General features: G+C 52.1%; 14 protein-coding genes. 8 read left to right on the top strand and 6 right to left on the bottom strand.

Features of this window, described 5'->3' with window-relative positions; translation table 11 throughout:
* Positions 1 to 418 precede the first annotated feature (418 nt).
* Positions 419 to 661, top strand: a complete 243-nt coding sequence (locus tag SH302x_RS20945; protein ID WP_479364611.1) for a hypothetical protein — start codon at positions 419 to 421, stop codon at positions 659 to 661.
* Positions 662 to 807: 146 nt separating this feature from the next.
* On the opposite strand, the gene SH302x_RS20940 is transcribed toward SH302x_RS20945, so the two are convergent.
* Positions 808 to 2148, bottom strand: a complete 1341-nt coding sequence (locus SH302x_RS20940; RefSeq protein WP_479364609.1) for a glycosyltransferase family protein — start codon at positions 2146 to 2148, stop codon at positions 808 to 810.
* Between the two features lie 331 nt (positions 2149 to 2479).
* On the opposite strand from SH302x_RS20940, the gene SH302x_RS20935 reads away from it, so the two are divergent.
* The 3 genes from SH302x_RS20935 to mnmA all read left to right on the top strand — a co-directional run bounded on the left by SH302x_RS20935 (position 2480) and on the right by mnmA (position 5458).
* Positions 2480 to 3247: a glycerophosphodiester phosphodiesterase gene (locus tag SH302x_RS20935; protein WP_479364608.1), complete on the top strand. Its 768-nt coding sequence runs from the start codon at positions 2480 to 2482 to the stop codon at positions 3245 to 3247.
* Positions 3248 to 3264: 17 nt separating this feature from the next.
* Complete coding sequence (locus tag SH302x_RS20930) at positions 3265 to 4050, top strand: alpha/beta fold hydrolase (protein WP_479364607.1); 786 nt, start codon at positions 3265 to 3267, stop codon at positions 4048 to 4050.
* Between the two features lie 271 nt (positions 4051 to 4321).
* Positions 4322 to 5458, top strand: a complete 1137-nt coding sequence (gene mnmA / locus SH302x_RS20925; RefSeq protein ID WP_479364605.1) for a tRNA 2-thiouridine(34) synthase MnmA — start codon at positions 4322 to 4324, stop codon at positions 5456 to 5458.
* A 6-nt stretch (positions 5459 to 5464) separates the two neighbouring features.
* Here mnmA and SH302x_RS20920 read toward each other — a convergent pair whose 3' ends face one another.
* From SH302x_RS20920 to SH302x_RS20905, 4 genes are all read right to left on the bottom strand, one after another.
* Complete coding sequence (locus SH302x_RS20920; RefSeq protein WP_479364604.1) at positions 5465 to 6916, bottom strand: RecQ family ATP-dependent DNA helicase; 1452 nt, start codon at positions 6914 to 6916, stop codon at positions 5465 to 5467.
* Positions 6917 to 7119: 203 nt separating this feature from the next.
* Positions 7120 to 10461 carry an efflux RND transporter permease subunit gene (locus tag SH302x_RS20915; RefSeq protein WP_479364603.1) on the bottom strand — a complete coding sequence of 1114 codons (3342 nt, stop codon included), beginning with the start codon at positions 10459 to 10461 and terminating at the stop codon, positions 7120 to 7122.
* Positions 10462 to 10492: 31 nt separating this feature from the next.
* Positions 10493 to 13030 (bottom strand): helicase HerA domain-containing protein, encoded by a 2538-nt coding sequence (locus tag SH302x_RS20910; RefSeq protein WP_479364601.1) that lies wholly within the window; start codon positions 13028 to 13030, stop codon positions 10493 to 10495.
* 267 nt (positions 13031 to 13297) lie between these two features.
* The gene (locus tag SH302x_RS20905) at positions 13298 to 14254 is read right to left on the bottom strand and encodes a cytochrome c (protein WP_479364600.1); all 957 of its coding nucleotides are present in this window, start codon (positions 14252 to 14254) and stop codon (positions 13298 to 13300) included.
* A gap of 273 nt (positions 14255 to 14527) precedes the next feature.
* Here SH302x_RS20905 and SH302x_RS20900 point away from each other — a divergent pair, with 273 nt between their 5' ends.
* From SH302x_RS20900 to SH302x_RS20885, 4 genes are all read left to right on the top strand, one after another.
* On the top strand, positions 14528 to 15118 hold the full coding sequence (locus tag SH302x_RS20900) for a DJ-1/PfpI family protein (protein WP_479369297.1): 591 nt from the start codon (positions 14528 to 14530) through the stop codon (positions 15116 to 15118).
* Positions 15119 to 15330: 212 nt separating this feature from the next.
* A complete protein-coding gene (locus SH302x_RS20895; RefSeq protein WP_479364599.1) occupies positions 15331 to 15957 on the top strand; it encodes a hypothetical protein in 627 nt (208 codons plus the stop codon).
* Between the two features lie 15 nt (positions 15958 to 15972).
* On the top strand, positions 15973 to 18300 hold the full coding sequence (locus tag SH302x_RS20890) for a PAS domain-containing sensor histidine kinase (RefSeq protein WP_479364598.1): 2328 nt from the start codon (positions 15973 to 15975) through the stop codon (positions 18298 to 18300).
* A 23-nt stretch (positions 18301 to 18323) separates the two neighbouring features.
* Positions 18324 to 19289 carry a response regulator gene (locus SH302x_RS20885; protein ID WP_479364597.1) on the top strand — a complete coding sequence of 322 codons (966 nt, stop codon included), beginning with the start codon at positions 18324 to 18326 and terminating at the stop codon, positions 19287 to 19289.
* Positions 19290 to 19303: 14 nt separating this feature from the next.
* On the opposite strand, the gene SH302x_RS20880 is transcribed toward SH302x_RS20885, so the two are convergent.
* Entirely contained in the window at positions 19304 to 19708 is a 405-nt protein-coding gene (locus tag SH302x_RS20880) for a hypothetical protein (protein WP_479364595.1), read from the bottom strand.
* Between the last annotated feature and the right edge of the window lie 316 nt (positions 19709 to 20024).

Here is a 20024-nt window from a genome sequence, read left to right as displayed (position 1 = left end):
CATGACTGTCGAGTTTGGCAAAACAATGTACTTTTTGGTAGCAAAATACAAAATCTTGTAAAAATTTCATTCGACTGATGAAACGATGTTGGCACGTAGCAAGCGGCTTAAGGGAGCGAAGTACGACATAGGCGATTGTGGCGTTACGGCACGCTGTTTGGCACACTCTTTGCGACTCTAAACTTTTGGATTTGCGGTGTATATCCTTATGGAAGAGCAGTGCACATCTGGCCAAAATTTCCAACGAAGTTAGGTCATAAAGAACTGTCCATGACGAGAAATCCGTGGTTAACGACATTGCATCTACTCCTCTTCGCAATGGTCGACTTAGCCGATATAGACGCTCAGATTGGCGTTCGAGTTATATCGTAAGACGTACACGACTCCACCTTTTCAACATCTTTTCATAGGTTTATCAATGGCGAGAATTATCGAGCCAACCATGGCGGGTTTGTACCCACGATTTACTGTTAGCCGTAACGAACAGGTCGCTCCAATTGCCCTTAAGTCGCATGTCGCTCACGCTGCGACCGATGCCAAAGCAGCGCTGCTGGACGATGATATGGTTCCGGACAGCCGCATTTACTCGCGCCCTGCCGCAATCGTAGAAGCGAAACTTAACTCGCGAATCAGCGCTTCACGACGTTACACGGCAGAGTAGTCACACTCGACAATCTCACTCGCGCGAACACATAGGCGAGTGACGAAGCGGTTCGCAGTATCGCCTGAACTTAAAACGGACCAGCGGAAGCTTGTTCATTGCGAGTTGCGAATGTCTAGCGAAGCAGTCTGAAACGCAGCCTGCTTTCACTGACTATCGACCAAGGCTTGCCACTGTTTAATCTGTTTCGATTTGGCAAAATACGCTTGGTAAGTCTGTTGGCAGTGTCGATTCATTTGCGCTCGAGCGTGAGCATCGATCGCAAAGCTTCTCAATTGATCGGCCACGATGCTTAAATTGTCTTCCGTCAGCACCCAGCCTAAGTTCATTCGCAAGATCCACTGAGCGATGCCACACTGCTGACTGCCAGAAAACAACACCGGGCGGCCACTGGCAATCGCTCCAAAGAATTTCGAAGGCAGTACGCTGCCTGTCCACTGGCGATTCAAGCTCACCAAATGAATGTCCGCGGCGGCTAAACGTTGTTGCAGCGCCGCTTCGGTCGCAAAACCGGCGATGGAAACATTGGAGGAATGCTTGATCGACTGCTCTAACTTCTGAAACTGCGGCCCGCGGCCGGCAAAACAAAAAGCATAATCGCTCCCCAAACTGTCGGCCAACTGTATCAAGGGTTGATAATCATGAGCTCTTCCCAAATTGCCGCTGTAGAGAAACGCAAGGTTGGCTGAACCGAACAAAGTCCGCCGCTCAGGGTTGTCGGTGGCCGCAACTTCCGATGGTTCAACCAACGACCAAGGTGGCAGCGTGATGTAAGTTCGACCTCGCTGCTCCTGTTGGAAGATGTCTTGGTGCGGAGTATTGCTGAAGGGTTGCGAGCCGGCTGCAGTTGTGACAAGTTGCTGGCTTGTGTTTGCGGATGTTGCGGGAAGTGAATCTGCGTCCGCAGGGTGGGCGCCGATGGTGCGCTGCAGCAGCAAACGCATGCAAGGTCCCAAATCGGCGATTACATCACAACGTCGATACGCATGACGCAGCAGCCAGTTAAGCCCTCGTACGGCTAGACTCCGCTCGCTGACCATTCCATCCGCAACCGCCGCTTCTGGGTAAAGGTCATGGCACCAATGGATAATGCGGGCTCGGGGGCGAAATAGCCGCCAACAAAAGGCGGTCAAAATCGAAAGGATGGGGTCGGTGCCAATAATCACCGTTTGACGCGCCGCCCGCGGCGCTGTAATCGAGCGCCAACACCAAGTCGATAAGACAAACGCCATGTTGCCCAGACGTCCTTTGTTGGATTGTTGGCTCCACGCGGGTCGCCACAATCTGGCAATCGCTCCGCCAGCCCATGTCTCTAGTTTGGCATATGCCGCCTTCCCATCGTGACAACTGCGAATCGATGGCATGGCCGTTACGTCGCAGCCAGCTTCTGTCAATCCGACGGCCAGATCTGAAAACAGTCGAGCGCTGATCACATCGTCAGGATGAAAGTAATGATACAGGAGAATGACCGAGTGATTTTTCGACACGCTGTTGACTGATCGATTTAAAAAGGACATCCTTGGTACAGGCTAGATCAATCGAGCCCGGCTTGTTCGAACGATATTAAGCTCGGTTGGTCCGATCACCAAGCCTAAACTCTTAGTATCTAAAGTGGGCTGTCCCTGTTGGACGCAATCGGTTCGCTCGGGAAAACTCGATTGCCGGAGTGGATCAGCCTCCCCTTTAGCAGTAAAGCGTAAACTTAACACAAACTTTAAGACGATCATGATGACCGAAAAACTTCCAAAAAAACATTGGAATCCTCACTGCCTTACACGTTCGGTTATAAGTTTCAGCACAATTTTAATGGTTAGCCTGATGTGGTCAAATTGTGTATCCGGACAAATTATCGTTGCGCATCGCGGGGCCTCGTTTGACGCACCCGAAAATACACTAGCCGCGTTTCGGCTCGCGTTCGAACAAAATGCGGATGGCGTCGAAGGGGATTTCTACGTCACTTCCGACCATCAAATCGTTTGCATCCATGACAAGGATACACAGCGAACTGGGGGCAAGAAACTGATGGTCGCGAAATCGACTTTAGCCGAACTGCGATCACTCGAATACGGTAATTGGTTCAACTCGCGGTTCCAAGGCGAACCGATTCCTACTTTCCAAGACGTGCTGGCAGTTATCCCTGATGGCAAACGATTTATTATTGAACTGAAAACAGGGCCTGAGATTGTTGAGCCGCTGAAGTCTGCGTTGGAACAATTTGAAGTTGGCAATCGGAAGTTTTTGATCATCGCCTTCAACGCAGAGACGGTTGCGGAGTGTAAAAAGCAGTTGCCGCACATTCCAATCCACTGGCTCACAAGCTTCGACGACAAGAGTGGCCAATGGTTGCCAACGGCTCAAGAGATCATTGATACGGTGGCTCGCACAAAAGCCGATGGCGTGGGCATGAAGGGCTTGCGCTTAGTGGTCAACACCGACTTTATCGCAGCACTGCGCGATGGAGGCGTTCAAGAGTACCATTTCTGGACAATCGATGACGCCGCAGACGCCCGCTACTTTCAGAGCTTGGGCGCTTTTGGGATCACGACCAATCGTCCCGCGTTCATCCGTAAAGAATTAGGCTTATAACCCAACAGGATTTACCAGTGTCACTGCACAAATCATGTTACGTTGAAACCCATGGCCAAGGCCTGCCGGTAGTTTTCCTGCACGGCTACCCGCTGGACCGGTCGCTGTGGCGCTCACAAGTCAAACCGCTTGCGGATTCATATCGCGTTGTCTTGGTCGATCTGCCTGGGTTTGGACAGGCCGCTCCAGCGACTGTCGCAGATATCTCGAGCATGGCTGATTTTGCTGACGCTGTCGAACAATCGTTGCAGTCGGTCGGTGTGACCGACCAATTCGTGATGGTTGGATTATCGATGGGTGGCTACGTCGCCTTTGAGTATTGGGCTCGTTACGCACCGCGATTGCGAGCCTTGGTCTTGTCTAATACCAAGGCGAGCGCGGATTCGCCCGAGGCTATTCAGACGCGCAAACAGACCGCGGCCAAAGCGATCGACTCTGGCACAAAATCGGCTGTGGCACCGATGGTCGAAAAAGTGCTGGCCAAGCAAAGCTTGGAGTCGCCAGATTTAGTCCGCTGGTTGGAACAGACGATGTTTGGCATCGATCCTAAGGCAATTGAAATGGCACTTCTGGCCATGGCCAATCGCTCGGATTTCACAGATCGACTGCCGCAGATCCAATTACCATCACTGGTGGTCGCTGGTTCTGACGATGCCATTACGCCCGCTGATGGGATGCAAGCGATGGCCAAAGCGATGCCTAACGCGCAATTCGAGCTGATCGCTTCAGCAGGACATCTTGCTCCCATCGAACAGCCAGCGGCATTCAATGAATTGCTGTTGAGATTTTTGAAAACGCTCTAATGAGCCAGTCGTAGGCTGGCAACAAGGTCGTTTTGTTTCTTGCCGGAACTGCGCAAAGCCAATGCGTCCATGTCCGTTGGGGTTTGTGAAGTTGTATACCTTCAGCGACCGAAGTTCCGGCGCTGGGCTGTGGCTTTGCTTGTTACCGGCCTACGGGCGATTCCACGTTTAACCGTGCGGGCATCGCCGGTAAACGACGATTTGCGGTTGGAATTTCTGCAAAACGTCTAGAATGATATTTTGCCTGCCCCCTTACCCCTTACCCCTTACCATGGAACGCGTAGTATTAGCAATGAGCGGCGGAGTGGATTCGTCGGTGGCTGCGCACCTGCTGGTTGAGCAGGGTTATGACGTGGTCGGGGTCTTCATGCGGCATGGCGAAGAGTCGGCAACGGCCTGCCAGTTGGACTTGCTGGATCGGCCCAATCATTTGAACTTGCCCATCGTGCAAGCTCGCAGTGACCATAAACAAGGATGCTGCAGCGCGTCGGATGCGATGGATGCCAGGCGTGTGGCTGATCGGCTGAACATCCCTTTCTTCGCACTGGATATGCAATCAGACTTCCGACGAATCGTCGATTACTTTGTGGATGAGTACCAATCCGGACGAACACCGAACCCTTGTGTCCAGTGCAACAACTGGATCAAGTTTGGAGCACTCTTTGACTATGCCGATGCGGTGGATGCCAAGTATGTCGCAACGGGGCATTACGCTCAACTGATGCCGACGGAAACTGGAGAACTGGGTTTGTTCCGCGGCGTTGACGGTCGCAAAGACCAATCGTATGTGCTGGCTGGCATCGATCGCAAATACTTGTCACGCATGATGCTGCCAATTGGTGGATATGAGAAGCCTCGCATTCGTGAACTGGCTGCCCACGTGGGGCTGAATGTGGCCGAGAAGAAGGACAGCCAAGAGATCTGCTTTGTAACCAGCGGGCATCATGGAGATTTTGTGCGCACTCGGTCCGCTAACGCTTCAGGTCGTCAATCGGGTTCGATCATTACCAGTGACGGGGCGGTAGTTGGGACGCATGACGGCATAGAGAGCTTTACGATCGGTCAACGCAAGGGCTTGGGGGTCGCAATGCTTGAACCTTACTTTGTTGTACGATTAGATCCAGCAAAAAACCAAGTCGTGATTGGCAAGCGTCATGAACTACAGCGCACGCGGTTGTGGGCTGAAGATTGCAACTGGCTGACCGACACAATCGACGATCAAACCGAACTGTCAGTCCAAATTCGCTACAACTCGTCCAGCCACCCAGCCTCCGTTAGTCGCTTGGAAGGCAAAACGATGCATGTGGAATTTCACTCACCGGTCGATTCCGTCGCACCGGGGCAATTGGCTGTTGTCTACGCTGGTACACGCGTCTTAGGGGGCGGTTGGATCAAGTCCGCGGAGTGATTTGCTTTATGCCTCCAGCGGAGCATCGTCCAGGAAGTAGCGATACAAGAACGCTTTGCGGTCTTCGGTTTCTGCTTTGTATTGCACCATCGCATACAACCTTTGTTGATCGCGACGTTTCTTTTCGGCTAGTCGTTGGGTGTCTTGAAAATAGTCGGGCAACTCCGAAGTGACGTCAAAGCACTGAGGTGGTCGAGGCCCGGCCACCACGCCGTAGCGGTCGAACATGGCGATGACAGTCGCCAAACGATGGTCGTGACGACTGACTTTTTGTAGGCGATCGTTCATCCATTCCAAGCCAAAAGCAAGGCATTTTTCAGGATGTTCCTTTAACAAGGTGTAGACGCGGCTGTAAAAGTCAGCATCGGGATTCGCCCATTGAATAAACTGCATTTGAGTTAGCAAATCGTTTTGATCATATAGCCAACGGCACAAGCTTGGCTTCCCATCTCGCCCCGCGCGACCGATCTCTTGATAGTAGGCTTCGATAGAATCAGGTGTCTCCGCATGCACGACGATGCGGATGTCTTCTTTGTCGATGCCCATTCCAAAAGCATTCGTGGCTAGGACGAGGTTGTCTTTGCCTTGCATAAAAAGATCTTGAACACGTCGGCGTTTTTCTCGCGGTAGATCGCCGTGATAACACAGATGCTCTACATCACAGGTCGTCAGCAGGTCGCTGAATCGTTCTAAGGTTTTAATCAATGAGAAATAGACGATGGAACTGCCGCCAGCGTAGCTTGGATCGGATAGCGATGATTGCAAAGCTTCCAGCTTACCGGCTTCGTCCCAGACTTCTTCGACGTCCAAGTGCAAATTGGGCCGCTCAATACCTTCGTGGAACAATCGAATCTCAGCAGAGGGGATTCCAAGCTGTTGGTAGATATCCGTTCGGCACAACGCGGTTGCAGTGGCCGTCAATGCGAGCGTTGTTGGATTGCCAATCAAGCTTCGAATCTCCGAAAGACGGCTGTAGTCTGGCCGAAAATCGTGCCCCCATTGGCTGACACAGTGAGCTTCGTCAACGGCAAGCAATTGGACTTTTCGATGCTGGATCGCGTCCAAAAACTCTTCTTTCCGAAATCGCTCGGGGGTTACATATAACAATCGATACCGTTGCTCGCGGAGTTGTTGGTAGCGCTGCTGGCGCGTTTGGCGGTCAAGCGACGAGTTGATGAAGGTGGCATCGATGCCACGAGCATGCAGCGACTGGACTTGGTCTTGCATCAGTGCGATCAATGGAGAAAGCACCAGAGTTATCGCAGCGGGATCGTCATAGCAGAGCGCGGGGACTTGGTAGCACAATGATTTGCCGCCGCCGGTGGGCATAATCACCATGGCATGCGAGCCTGAGAGGACATGTTCGATGACCTCGGCTTGAATCCCGCGAAAGGAGTAATGACCAAACGTCTGTTGAAGGACTAGAGTGGGTTGATGTAAAGATGGTGTGTTGCGCATGGCAACAAATTTAATCGGAAGCGAACGTTTTTCGAAGAGCAAAGCTGCACTGCGTTTCACCGTCAACCGTAGTCAGTTCGTTTAACCGTCAGATCGTTTAACCGTCAGTGTAGGCGTACGCGATCCTGCCCACCCCTCCAGCACCCTATACGCTTGGAGCGGATTCATTCAGCCATCAGCAGTTCGCAATCGAATCGCCGATGTTAAGCATGCAACACGCCCGTCACCTTGGGCTTATCTGCTGATTCGTTGGCATGCTCGCCTTCCATCCACTCGCTTGGATCCACGCGGACGTCAAAGCTGAACAAGGTGACCAACCCAGCGTAAGTTCGATAAAAGAACGGAACAATGAAGAGCACCAGAATCGTGCTCATCATTAGGCCAAACGCAAGACTTGTCGCCATTGGAATCAACGCTTGGGCTTGGAACGATTTCTCGGTTAGCATCGGCATTAAGCCTGCAATCGTGGTAATGCTGGTCAATAACACTGCTCGCAAACGTCGTTGGCCAGCCGTCATCAGCGCCTCGATCAGCGGTTGGTCAGATCGGACTTGGCGATTAATAAAGTCGACTAGTACGATCGAATCATTGACGACCACTCCTGAAAGTGTCACCATGCCAAACAAGCTGAACAAAGTCAACGGAATGCCCATAAACGCATGCCCATAGATCGCACCGACCAGACCAAAGGGCACGATGGCAACGATGATCAGCGGTTGCAAATACGATCGAAACTCCATCACCAGCAGAACATAGATCCCCAATAACGCTGCAAAGAAGCCGATCAGCATGCTCTGGAACGATTCGGCGGTTTCTTGTTGTTGGCCTTCCCAGCGAAATCGCAGGCTTGGATATTGTTCCAGCAGCTTTGGCATCAGATCCCGTTTCAAATCGGAAGCGATCACAAATGCGTTTGCTCCTTTGCGTACATTCACATCCGCAGAAATGGTGATGGAACGGTATTGGTCCAATCGGTTAATCTCGCTGTAGCCACGAGCAATCGTGACTTCGGCAAGTTCCAAGAAAGGTCGCTCGATACCATCGCGGCCGCGGACACGGAGGTTCTCGAAGTCGGCTAATGACTGCCGTTGTTGTTCCGGGTAACGGACCATGAGCTTGACTTCATGGCGACCGCGTTGCAATCGCATGACTTCTGCTCCGTAGTACGAGCTGCGGATGGCGTCTGCTAAATCATTTAGAGTCACGCCCAGCGGTTTGGCCGACTCTTTGATCTTGAATTGGAACTCGAACTTACCGGGCACGTTGTCATCGCGGACATCTTCAACGCCATCATATTTGACGAGCGCCGCCTTGCATGCTTCAACGGCGGCCTCCAGGTCTTTTTGAGCGGACGAGGGAGCCAAGATTTTGAACTCGAGAGCCTTACCACCGGGGCCAATGTTTTGAGCTTGGAAAGTGACGCGTTCGGCACCTGGAAAGTTACCTGCCTTTTGTCGCCAACGCGAAATGATTTCTTCGCTGGTTACATTGCGTAGCGACGCGTCGTGCAACTCCGCGTTGACTTGTGCCACGTTGGAACCGCTGCTGGTAGCGGCAGCGTTGGGGCCGCCATCACCGCTGGAGAAACCAACTTGCAAGAACGTGAGCTTCACGGGGCCCGCCACACCATTGTCGTATTCTGGGGGCGGCGTTCGGTTTATGCCTTTCGAGGTTTCTTCTGCCAGAATCTCTTCGCTTAAATCGCGAATAGCCGCTTCAACCTTGCGTATCGCATTGGTTGTGACCGACGCTGGAGTACCGCTGGGGTACACAACCTGGGCGATAATATTCTTGCCGTCTAACTTCGGGAAAAATTCGAACGGCACTGTTCCGGATCGCACCAGTGCAATCGCCGAAACCCACATGAAAGTCGCCATTGCTATAGGGATTGTTGGATACAGTAGGACAACTCGCAACGCGGGACTGTACACATTGCGGTTGAACCATTCCAAGCCTTCGTCGGCCTTGCTTCCCAGAAAAGAGAAACTAAAAGCGATCGGCTTGCCTACAAAATTCGTCAAGCCATAACGCAAAAAGCTTGGCACGACGAAGTGGTACAGTCGCACTAACACGTTACGATCATGAGCCAAGTGACCTGGCAACGCAAAGGTGACTTCGGCCAGCGAAATCAGAAGCATAGCAAAAATCGCCAGCGGCATGACGGCAATGAACTTCCCCATGACTCCTGATACGAAGAACAGCGGCGTGAAGGCAACCAGCGTGGTGGCAATACTGGATGCGACGCTGGGAAGTACTTCGCTGGTGCCATCAATGGCGGCTTGTAAATTGGATTTGCCCGCAAGCTTGTGCGCGTAGATGTTTTCGCCGATCACAATCCCGTCGTCGACCACGATCCCAACCGCCATGAGGAAAGCGAACATACTTAACATGTTCAAGGTTTGGCCCAGTACAAGCAGCACGATTCCAGCGCCAAAAATACAAATGGGTATACCTATGGCGACCCAAAACGAGAGACGCGGGTTAAGGAAAATTGCCAACATGACAAAGACGATAATCCCGCCTTGCAAGCCGTTGTTGCGTAACATGCGAATGCGATCGCGGACGTCAACCGATTCGTCTCCCCAAGCCAGGATGCGGTAGCCCGGCGGCGCTGCCGCTTGGTCAACGTAGGCATGCACGGCATCGGCCAGCAACAACAGGTCTTCGTCGCTGGTGCGATCAATCTGGATCACTTGAGCTGGACGGCCATTGATTTCGCACAGTGAAGTGACATCTTCAAACTCGTCACGCACAACGCCCAGGTCGCCCACCGTCAGCACGCTCCCGCCGCTTTGCGCGATCACCGGTAGGTCGCGAATGTCTACGCCATACTCACTTTTGTTCTTGCCGCGCAGAAGAATCTCTTGTCCTTCGGTGCGAATTTGACCGCTTGGCAATTCCAAGTTCTCTTGCCGCAGCGTGGATGCGACTTCGCTGAGCGATAGGCCATACTTGCGCAAAGAATCTTCGGACAGTTCCACATCGATCTGGAACGGTTTGGCGTTGACGATTTCAGCTTGTGAGACTTCGGGTAAATCCAGCAAACGGTCCCGCGTATCCTCTGCAATGGCTCGCAGCTTTAGTTCTGCGTCAGGCGAGCGATCATCGGGGCCGATGACTGCGACACGAATTCCTGGTTGCCGAAAGGTCAGTTGTTCGACGGTAGCTCGTTCGGCCATCTGCGGGAATTTGACACCGATCCGATCGACCGCCGATCGAATTTCGGACAGTACGCGTTGAGGGGCGGCGTTGGTTTTTAATTCTGCCAGCGTGTATCCGCCGCCTTCGCGAGCGATGCTGGTAATCTTCTTGATGCCGGAGATCGATTGGATCTCTTCTTCGATCTTGCTGCAGATGCCGGTTTCCACTTCGTCAGGCGTAGCCCCTGGGTAAGGGACCGTCACCAAAACCACTTCTAATTGGAACTCGGGGAAGGTTTCACGGCGCATCGCAAAAAACGAGGCCAATCCCATACCCAATATGATCAACAAAAGCACGTTGATCCCGGGCCCGTTTTTCACTGCCCAAGTAATAATCGATTTCATGAAGTTTGCTGTGTAAAGTTATATGGCCTGTTTAGGCCCGACGACGCTTTACATTGAAAGCCACCGCTGCGTCGCTGGACAACTCAACCAACGGCAACAGGTCGCCGTTGGTATGTCGTTCAAACGGTATCCACAATAGTGCAACATCGTCAATTTGCATATCGCCTTTTCGGCACGGAATGTCAATTGCTTCGATCCGCAACGATTCGTGCTGAAACTCGCGTTTGAGCTGTTCGACGGCGGTGTCGCATTGCCGCTCCAATTTATTGTACTCAGCTTGCAACTCCTCGACTCGCAATTGGGCTCGCAGCAATTCAGCTTTTGTACCTGAAGATTTGCTCATCTTGCGTGCCGCTGTCGACATCCGCGTGATGTTGGTCTGTGTCATTTTCTTGCGTCCGATCAGGGCTCCCAGAACCGAAGTGCCGATCTGTACGGCTGAATCCCAGAAATGTCCCTGCGCGACCTGCTCTTCCTTGGCGAGCTTGGCCAACGCGTCGTTCATTTTTACCTGCAAGCTATCCAGTTTACCTGCGAACGACTGTTCAAGCTCAAAGACTTTTCGGTCCCGCAGCTCTCGAACACTTTGAGCGAATTCGATGCGAGCATCCATTTCGCTTTGTCCCAAGCGTCCATAGCGATTAAGGGCAGGAGCGAAATAGACCGATTGCTTATAAGTGCGAAACAACCAATCCTGCAATTGTTTTTGCCACGCCTTATAATTCCGCGCAGCCGCTAATGCGATCGGTAAATTGTCGTAGATGAAGGCATCGTCCGGGTTGCGAGACTGCTGCAGCGTACCGGCGGGGAGGATCAAAGCGTTCTCCCAAGCAGACGCTGGCACTTCTCCTCGTACTGGCGCCATCACGTTAACGTCTTGCCAGACGTCGATATTCACGCTGGCCCGTACGAAGTGAATCGACGCGCTGCCAAGCAGGCTTGGCATATAAATGAGCTCTGAGTCGCGGGCTGCAAACTTGCTTTGCACCCAGAACAACTCTTTGACATCGCCAGGGATAATTGGCCGAGCGCTATCCAGCGCGCTGGCAGGCTTGGCAGGCGATGCCATGCTCGCGTTAGCCGTTCCTGCCGCGCTATCCATGCGGCTGGGCTGTTGCATGGGCACGGTTCCTCGACCCAATCTTTCGCGTTTGTCTCGCATCAAGTACGAAACATGTTGACGCGACAACGGACCTCGCAAAAACGATAAAGCCCAACGGGTTTGGAAAATGACGTGCTGGTCCTTATGCACGTTGTTCATTAAGAAGACGCGAGCTCCCAAGGCCGCCAAGGTTTGTTCCATCTTCGCGCGATCAAACTTCTCTCCGCTCTGCGCCGCCGCGCCTTCTAATCCGTCCAGCACGCGTTGCTTGTCACGATCGGTTTGCAAACGCCCTAAGAACCAAGTACCAATGTTGGACAGCCCTTTATAGTCCAAGTCGACGGGGTTTTGCGTGGCCAGTACGATGCCTAAGCCGAATGCACGGGCCTGTTTTAGCAATGTCAACATCGGTGGCTTGGACGGTGGCTTGGCCGATGGTGGAAAGTAGCCATACACCTCGTCCATATAGAAAATTGCTCGCAGGGATCCCGTACCTGGCTGCGAGCGCATCCACCCCAACAACTCTCCAAGCAGAATGGTAACAAAGAACATTCGCTCGCTGTCGCTCAGATGCGCAATTGAAATTATACTGATGCGAGGCTTGCCACCTTCAGCATAGAGTAAGTTCTTGATATTGAGGGCTTCGCCTTCTAACCAACCAGCAAAGGCAGGGGACGCTAACAAATTATTTAGCGACATGGCAAAGGCCGCGCGTTGAGCTGGCGGAAAGAAGCTATCCAAGTCGATCACGCCTACGCGATCTATGGGTGGGACTTGGATATTGCGAATGATATCCGCCAAGCTTAAGTTCTTGCCGTCCAACCAAGCGGTCTCCAAGATCTTCGACAGCAAAATATGCTCTCGAGACGTCAACGGATCGGCATTGATATTGAGCAACGTGAGCAGTCCGGAGGCCGCACTGGTGATTTTCTCCCGGAAGGTTTCGCCGTCGGCAATCACTTCTGCAGAGGGCGCGTCAAAGCTCTTTAATACCGTCAATGGTACGCCAATATTGCTGCCGGGGGTATAGATCGTGACATCGGCCGAATCCCGAAACCGAGCGATTCGCTCTGGCGGTTGGTGCCAGTCATTCAAGCCTTTGCGCCACAGGTTGGCATAGTTTTCAGCGAGCTCTGGGATCGATTTATTCTTCTGGGACGCTTCCATGGGATCAATCCATGGTTCAAAGTCTTTCCCACGCAGTTCGGGAAAAGTTAGCAGCAGGTTCCCTAAGTCGCCTTTGGGATCTATGCAGATAACTGGGATATTATCGATAGCCGCTTCCTCCAGCAGGCTCAGGCACAATCCCGTCTTGCCACTTCCAGTCATCCCTACGCATAGGGCATGCGTCACCAAGTCCTTGCTGTCATACAGCATAAAATCGTCTTGTAGCTGACGATTGCCTAGGTCGTACGTTTTGCCGAGATAGAACTTGCTGGGGAGTTCGTAAACTGACTGTAAATCCATAACACCTAAGCTTTTCAATAGACCAAGAACTGTCGAATGGAATCCTCAAGAGTAAGCCGCAAGATGGACCGGTTGATTCAAAGCAACCGACTCCATCGCGAGGCGGCATTATTGTAGCAGCCGACAGAATTTGTGCAGGACGCTACTGTGGATATTCGTTCACTTCCCGCGAAGTTCGATGTTTAGCAAGGTTGGACTAATTTGCCCAATCGCGTTTGTGTTTTGCGCCAATCAAAAATGCTGTACAACTTACGCTGCCCCGGCCAGCTACCGAAAGGATTCGTGGCAACTGTTGCAGCTTTTGTCTAAGCGACTGATGGCCTCGCGCGTCGCTGCGAAATCTGGCTTGGCTGCCCCGGCCGCGATCTGCTCGCTGGCCGCGATCATCTCTTGAGTCCACTGTTGATACTCATCTGAATCTTGGTCAGGCATGCCAGCTTGCAATAACACTTCACCGATGGTCGCTGTTAGCTGAGCGTATTTTCGAGCTTGGTCCGCCCCGTCGGAAAATGCTGTCTCGCTGTTGACGGCGTTGTTCAAGTTGTCGCGTAAGACCCATTCCAGCACCTGCATCGCGGCCCGACGATCGACCGCGTCGCCCCATCCCGGCGGGTCTTCCTTCAACTCTTCCAAGCGAACGCCATTGAGCAAGTCGTTGAATTGTTGGTTCTTTAATTTCGCTTCGTTAAAAGCTGGCAGCGAACCCACTTTTGCATTGGCCGCAATTCGCGAAAAATCGGCTTTCGCTCGAATCGCCGAATGCTTCCAACGCACATCGCCGGGGTAGTTTTCGATAACGCCAAACAGAACTGTAAGCAGCGTGAAATCACGGCGGGCAATCATGTATCCTCCGCTGGCAAATTTCGCTGGCGACGAGGTGGCTGGATCTAATCGCAGTTTGGTGGCTTTGATCAAATCTTCCAACGTGGCCGTGTCGATTCGCTTTTTCCAAACGCTCTCCGACTCGCTGGCTTGGGCATTTGAGCTGGCTGTTGTCGCAGCCATCGCGCTGCTTGGAGTCTGAGCAGCATTAGGCAACGAACCCACTAACTGAGCTTGAACGTCGTCGAAAAAGACTCCCGGGAAAGATTTCTCGTTGAGGTCTGGGGCTGCCACGCGCTGGTGCTTGGGACGCTGTTTCGGAGGCGTTTGCGCGTCCAAAATTGAACTGACGCTGACACTGAAGATTGCCAACGCGATGTATTGCAGACGCCGAAGCAACATGGGAAATCACTTACATGGGAACCGGTCTAATTTTGCTGCGGTTGCGGATTCCGCTCCCGACTGTCTATTCTACCATCTTATCGAGGCTGCGGCCATCAATCGGTGGCTACGCAGTGTGATCGGTCGGAGACAGTGCGATCGGCTGAAGACGGTGCGATCGGCTGAAGACGGTGCGATCGGTAGGAGGTAGAATGGCACGCGCAAACCGTCGCTTGACGGTCCAACCCACTTTCGATCGACAACGTACTTGTATCTCGTAGGAAAAATTTAATGATGTCCAGCAAACGCATTCTCTTCATCGTCGGCGATTTTGTAGAAGACTACGAAGTGATGGTGCCTTTTCAGATGCTGACCATGCTTGGTTGTCATTGCGAAGCGGTTTGCCCTGACAAAAAAAAGGGGGAGTATGTCACAACCGCCATACATGACTTCGATGGTTATCAAACTTATAGTGAAAAACCAGGGCATCGATTCACGTTGAACCAGACCTTTGATTTGGTTGATGCCACCAGCTATGACGCGTTGGTCTTGCCAGGAGGCAGAGCTCCAGAATACTTGAGGATGAACCCTGCGGTGCTGAAGGTGGTTCGGCACTTTTTTGAGGCCCAGAAACCTGTGGCCGCGATTTGTCATGGCCCACAGATCCTGGCTGCGGCCGGTGTGCTGAAAGGACGACAGTGCAGTTGCTATCCTGCAGTTCAATTTGAAGTTGCGCAAGCCGGTGGAGCGTACGTCGAACCTGCTGCGACCATGGATAGCGTTCACGTTGAAGGCAATCTGGTGACCGCCCCAGCGTGGCCCGCTCATCCGGCCTGGATGCGAGCATTCGCCCACATGCTTGGCTACCAAATGGAGTTGCGCTGATTGCAAGGGCCGTAGCAATTGCGACAGCTTTGACGCTTTCACGCGAAAACGATCGCCTGCGGATTGCGCCGCGTCTGCCGCGTCTGCCGTTGCCGACCGGTTAAGTACCAGCGATGCTCTTGATGTTTTTGTGTATTTCTGACAAGGGCCACTCTTGAACAACGTTTTGCGACCTACGGTTGTTGGAATGTTCCCAACTTTCCGGTTGTTCTATGCCTTCTTCCGAAAAATTACTTTGTTCGTTACCCAGCCGTCGCTACCGAGCGATGCTGCTGGCGCTTTGGTCGTTCGCAATTCTTATTGCGTTCACATCGTTAGCGTTTCATGACAAACGGCCAACCAAGCCGCCAAATATCTCAGGCGTTCCCCAATTAAGTTCCCCGTTAGTGCGTCTGCTGCCCGCGCCTGATAGGAAGATGGTAGTCATGGCCGTCCATCCGCGATGCCCCTGTACCAAGAACTCATTGATCGCGCTGAGCCGATTGCTTCAGCAGTTTGGTCCCGACGTAGATTGTACTATCCTGTCCTTGTTACCAACCAACGCGAATGGCCATTGGGTCGCCAATGAACAATTAGAGAGACTCTGCACACTTGGTGCTCGCATTGAGACTGACGTGGATGGACAACTGGCCGCGAGTTTGGAACTGCATGCATCAGGAGGAGTTGTTGTTCTCGATTCCAACGCCGTGGTCCACTACCGCGGTGGACTGACCGCCAGTCGTTCCTGTGCCGCAGACAATCCAAATTATGCCAAAGCAACGCAGGCATTGGCGGCTTGTCAGCCGGATCCGCTAACTGGCCCAGTATTTGGCTGTCCGTTGCAAGGCAGGCGGGATTAATCCATAGGTAAAGTAATGATGTTTTTCCTCTCACAGCCCAAGCATGTCGACCAATCTGCCGTGCAGTTGTTTCGGCAGACATTGGATCGCAATTTTCGCATCGTCGATCGAGCCTTTGCTGTACTGCTGCCTCTGCAATGGTTAGTCTGCATCGTTTTCGCCACATTCGCAACCCCGCTCGCCTGGTCTGGAACTCAGGCCACGGTGCATGCAAATGTTTGGTACGCTGTTTTATTGGGCGGTTTGATTGTCTCATTGCCAGTGGCGCTCTGTCTGGTTCAGCCCGGTAAAATCGTTACGCGATGGGTGGTCGCCAGTGCGCAAGTCCTTCTTTCCGCATTGTTGATCTACTTGAATGCAGGACGCATCGAAGCACACTTTCATGTGTTCGTCTCATTCGCATTTTTAGTCGCATATCGTGACCGCAGCATTTTCATTCCCGCAGTCGCGATCACTGCCATCGATCACTTGGTTCGCGGCTATTGGTGGCCCGAATCGGTCTACGGTTCAGCGGTCTTCACCAGCTTGCGTCCGATCGAGCACACCGTGTGGTTGCTTCTGGAAGTTATTGGGCTGTCAGTCATTATTCAAGAGAATCTGAAGCAATTGTTGGTCAACGCCGATCTCCAATGCAAGCTCCAGTCGGAGCGCGACCTGCTGGAGCAGCGAGTTGCCGTGCGTACTAAAGAACTGCATGATGCAGAGGCATTCAAGGCAACGATTCTCAATTCTATCGATGCCCATCTCTGCATCCTAGATCACAATGGAACGATCGTATTTGCCAATGAAAAATGGCGGACCTTCTGCAGTTCCAAAGACGACTGGAATGAGTGCAATGTGGGAGATAACTACATCCTTGGTTGCGAGAATTCTGCCGGTGGTCAACATCAAACTAGCCGCGATATCGCAGATGCTATTCGAGCGATCATCGCTGGGCAAGAAGAGAACTTCGCCGCAGAATATCGTTGTCGCGATAACAATGAACAACGTCACTTCCAACTGCGTTTGTCACCCGTGCTGTACCAGGGGCAGCGCGGCGTAGCGGTAATCAACGTCGATATCACGGCTACCAAAGTCGCCCAGTTGCGAGCTAGAAATCTAGCGAAGCTCATCCTGGAATCGCCGGATGAAGTGTTGATCGCTTGTGCCCACTCCCTGCAGTTCATTGAAGTGAACAACGGTGCCTGCAGCAATTCACGATTTACTCGCGATGAGCTGCTTTCGCAAAGTATGATCGATTTCCTAAGCCTGGAGGATTCGACAGCACTGGTCGAAAAACTGCGATGTTCCGACATGCAGATTTTGCGTTTCGAATGCTTTGCCAAACGAAAAGATGGCACGCGATATCCTTGTCGCGTGAGTCTACATCGCAGTGCCTTTGGCGAACACGATGTGTGGGTGGCCTTCATCAGCGATTTGTCTGACCAGAAACGCTTGGAAAGCAAACTAAGTCAGGCGCAGAAGCTTGAGTCGCTAGGACATCTCGCTGCTGGCATCGCTCATGAAATCAATACGCCAATGCAATGCGTGTTTGGCAACGTCGAATTCCTTCAAAAGAGTTTCATTAAACTCACCACACTCTCAGATCGATTGGTCGAACTGTTAGAAAATTCAGACATTGACTGGCGCAAAGAACGAGAGATGTTCCAATCGATGCGGACGTCGTTTCGCTACGACTTCCTGCGGGAACAAACCCCTTCAGCAATCGATGAAGCAGTTGAAGCCTCTCGCCGCGTGATTTCGATCGTGCGGGCTATGAAGAGCATGTCGCATCCGGGTACCAACGATGCTGTACCCACCGACTTGCACGATTTGATTCGAAACGCATCGATCATTACACGCAATCAGTGGAAATATACCGCTACGGTCAAGTTCGATTTCCAGAGCGACTTGCCACATATCGACGCCTTTCCTGCCGAACTGAGCCAAGTGTTTATGAACATGTTTGTCAATTCGACCGACGCCATTATGGAGAAGCTTGGACCTGAACCATCCATCTTCGGCGAAATTCGCGTGCAAACAAGTTGCGATCAGGATTTCGTCTATGTCCGTTTCCATGATACGGGCGTTGGCATTCCGCCATCGATCCGCCAACAGATTTTCGATCCATTTTTTACGACGAAAGCGGTGGGCAAGGGAACAGGCCAGGGCCTGGCGCTCGTTCAACAAGTCGTTCTCAAAAAGCACGGTGGAACAATTTCCGTCGAAAGTGAAGCGGGGTTGTACACAACCTTCACAATCAAGCTGCCCATCAAGCACACCTGCTGTGCAATTGAAGCAGCTCCGGTTCTCACCGCCTTCAGTCAAGCCGTTACTTCAACCCATCAACAACTTTCCTATTGATGCGAAGCTAGGAGATACTACGAATGGCAAATCGAATACTTTTCATTGACGACGATCGATCTTTGCTGCGGACCCTTGAACGCAATCTGTGCTTTGACTTTGAGTTATCGACGGCCGAAAGCTGCGATGCGGCAAACAAGCTAATCGACACCCTTGGAGAATTTTCCGTCATCATCGTTGATATGTGCATGCCAGGAGTTGACGGCATTCAAACCATTGGACACCTGCGCAATCGCTTGCCCAACGCACTGTTCATCATGCTGACTGGCAATCAAGATGTCGCTACCGCGATCCAAGCGGTCAACGAAGGCCGAGTGTTCCGGTTTTTGTCAAAGCCTTGTGAGATGGATGAGTTACGTCGCGTTATCCAAGAGGCCCAAAAACAACACGATAGCCAGTTTATCGAAAAAGAACTGCTGGTTGATACCATGTTGGGGTCCATCAACGTGCTGTCTGAATTTGCGGAATTGAGCTCCAATCATCTAGTAACACCTGAACAGATCAAAGATCGATTTTGGGACATCGCCGAAGCGTTCAATATGGAAGTCACTTCGGAAGAACTTGTCGCTTGTCGCGTTTTCATGGTCGGCATGTTGTCCATGAGCGATCACGAGAAGAAGCGTTTAAAAGAAACTCCGATTTTCCATCCTGATCACCATCTGCACTTCACCAAGCTGTGTCAACAATCGGCCAAGATTATCTCGCGTATTCCCCAGTTTTCAACGATCGCCAGCTTATTCACCTGCGTCCCACATGCCGAGAATCTGAGCGATAGGAACAACCCTCGGCAATTCCTCGCAACCATCCTGCGAATTACGTTCTACTGGAGCTTGATGGACAACAATGGTGTGGATCGATCCGGCATTGCAACAGCTCTAGCCAAAGTGATGCCAGAAATCGACGAACATCAGTGGTCGGTCGTTTTGCACGAACTTGCCTGCAGCGCAACACGCCAAACCAGAATGCTCAAAGTCCAACTCACGCCATAGGCTAATTCAAGACGTTACGCAGTCGGCTGAGCATGATGTCTTCGCGCCTCCAGCAACATCATTCCAAACGGTAGCCACCAAATCAGGTCATTGGACAGAATCGTCACGCCCCAAAGCCATGGCAATTGTCCCGTCATCGCCGACTGGAGGAAACCGATGGGACCAAAGATCTTGCCTAACAAACCGACCAGCATGATCGGCCAATGGCGAACATAGTCATTCGCCGCATACCAGTAGCCAACGCCGTAAACGCCAACGATCATCCCCACGCATTGCCAAATGCCTGGATAGTTTGGCCTTTCAATGCCAGTCCAGTCAAACAAGTGGTTGGGAAAGAAAATCACCCAAGCTCCCCACACGATATTATAGATCGCCGCAGCACGTAATACATTTTTCAACAGGGATGACGTCTTTTGCATGCTCGCTCCGAGAATAGACTAAGGCTGCTTTCTTGCAGCAGTACACTCCAACCGATTACAACTTGACCGTCATTCCCCGCTCTACACAACCAATCACGCGATTGCCGCAGCACTACAATGCCGCCGATAGGCAATGTCCCGCTTTGATTATTGTTGCGGCGGACCAAGGCCGATGGGATACATAGCTTAGCACGTGAATCGAAACGGGCGCTGACCCTTTGAAGACGGATCGATTTCATTGGTTTTTTCCTCGCCGATGAGGGTCAGGCCATTTTTTAAAACGCTCTCATAGTCATCGATCAAGTCGAATCCAGGA

It is taken from the genome of Njordella calcicola (genome assembly GCF_056494125.1).
Note: the sequence above shows the minus strand (reverse complement) of the source record. Positions and strands in the feature narration are given on the sequence as shown.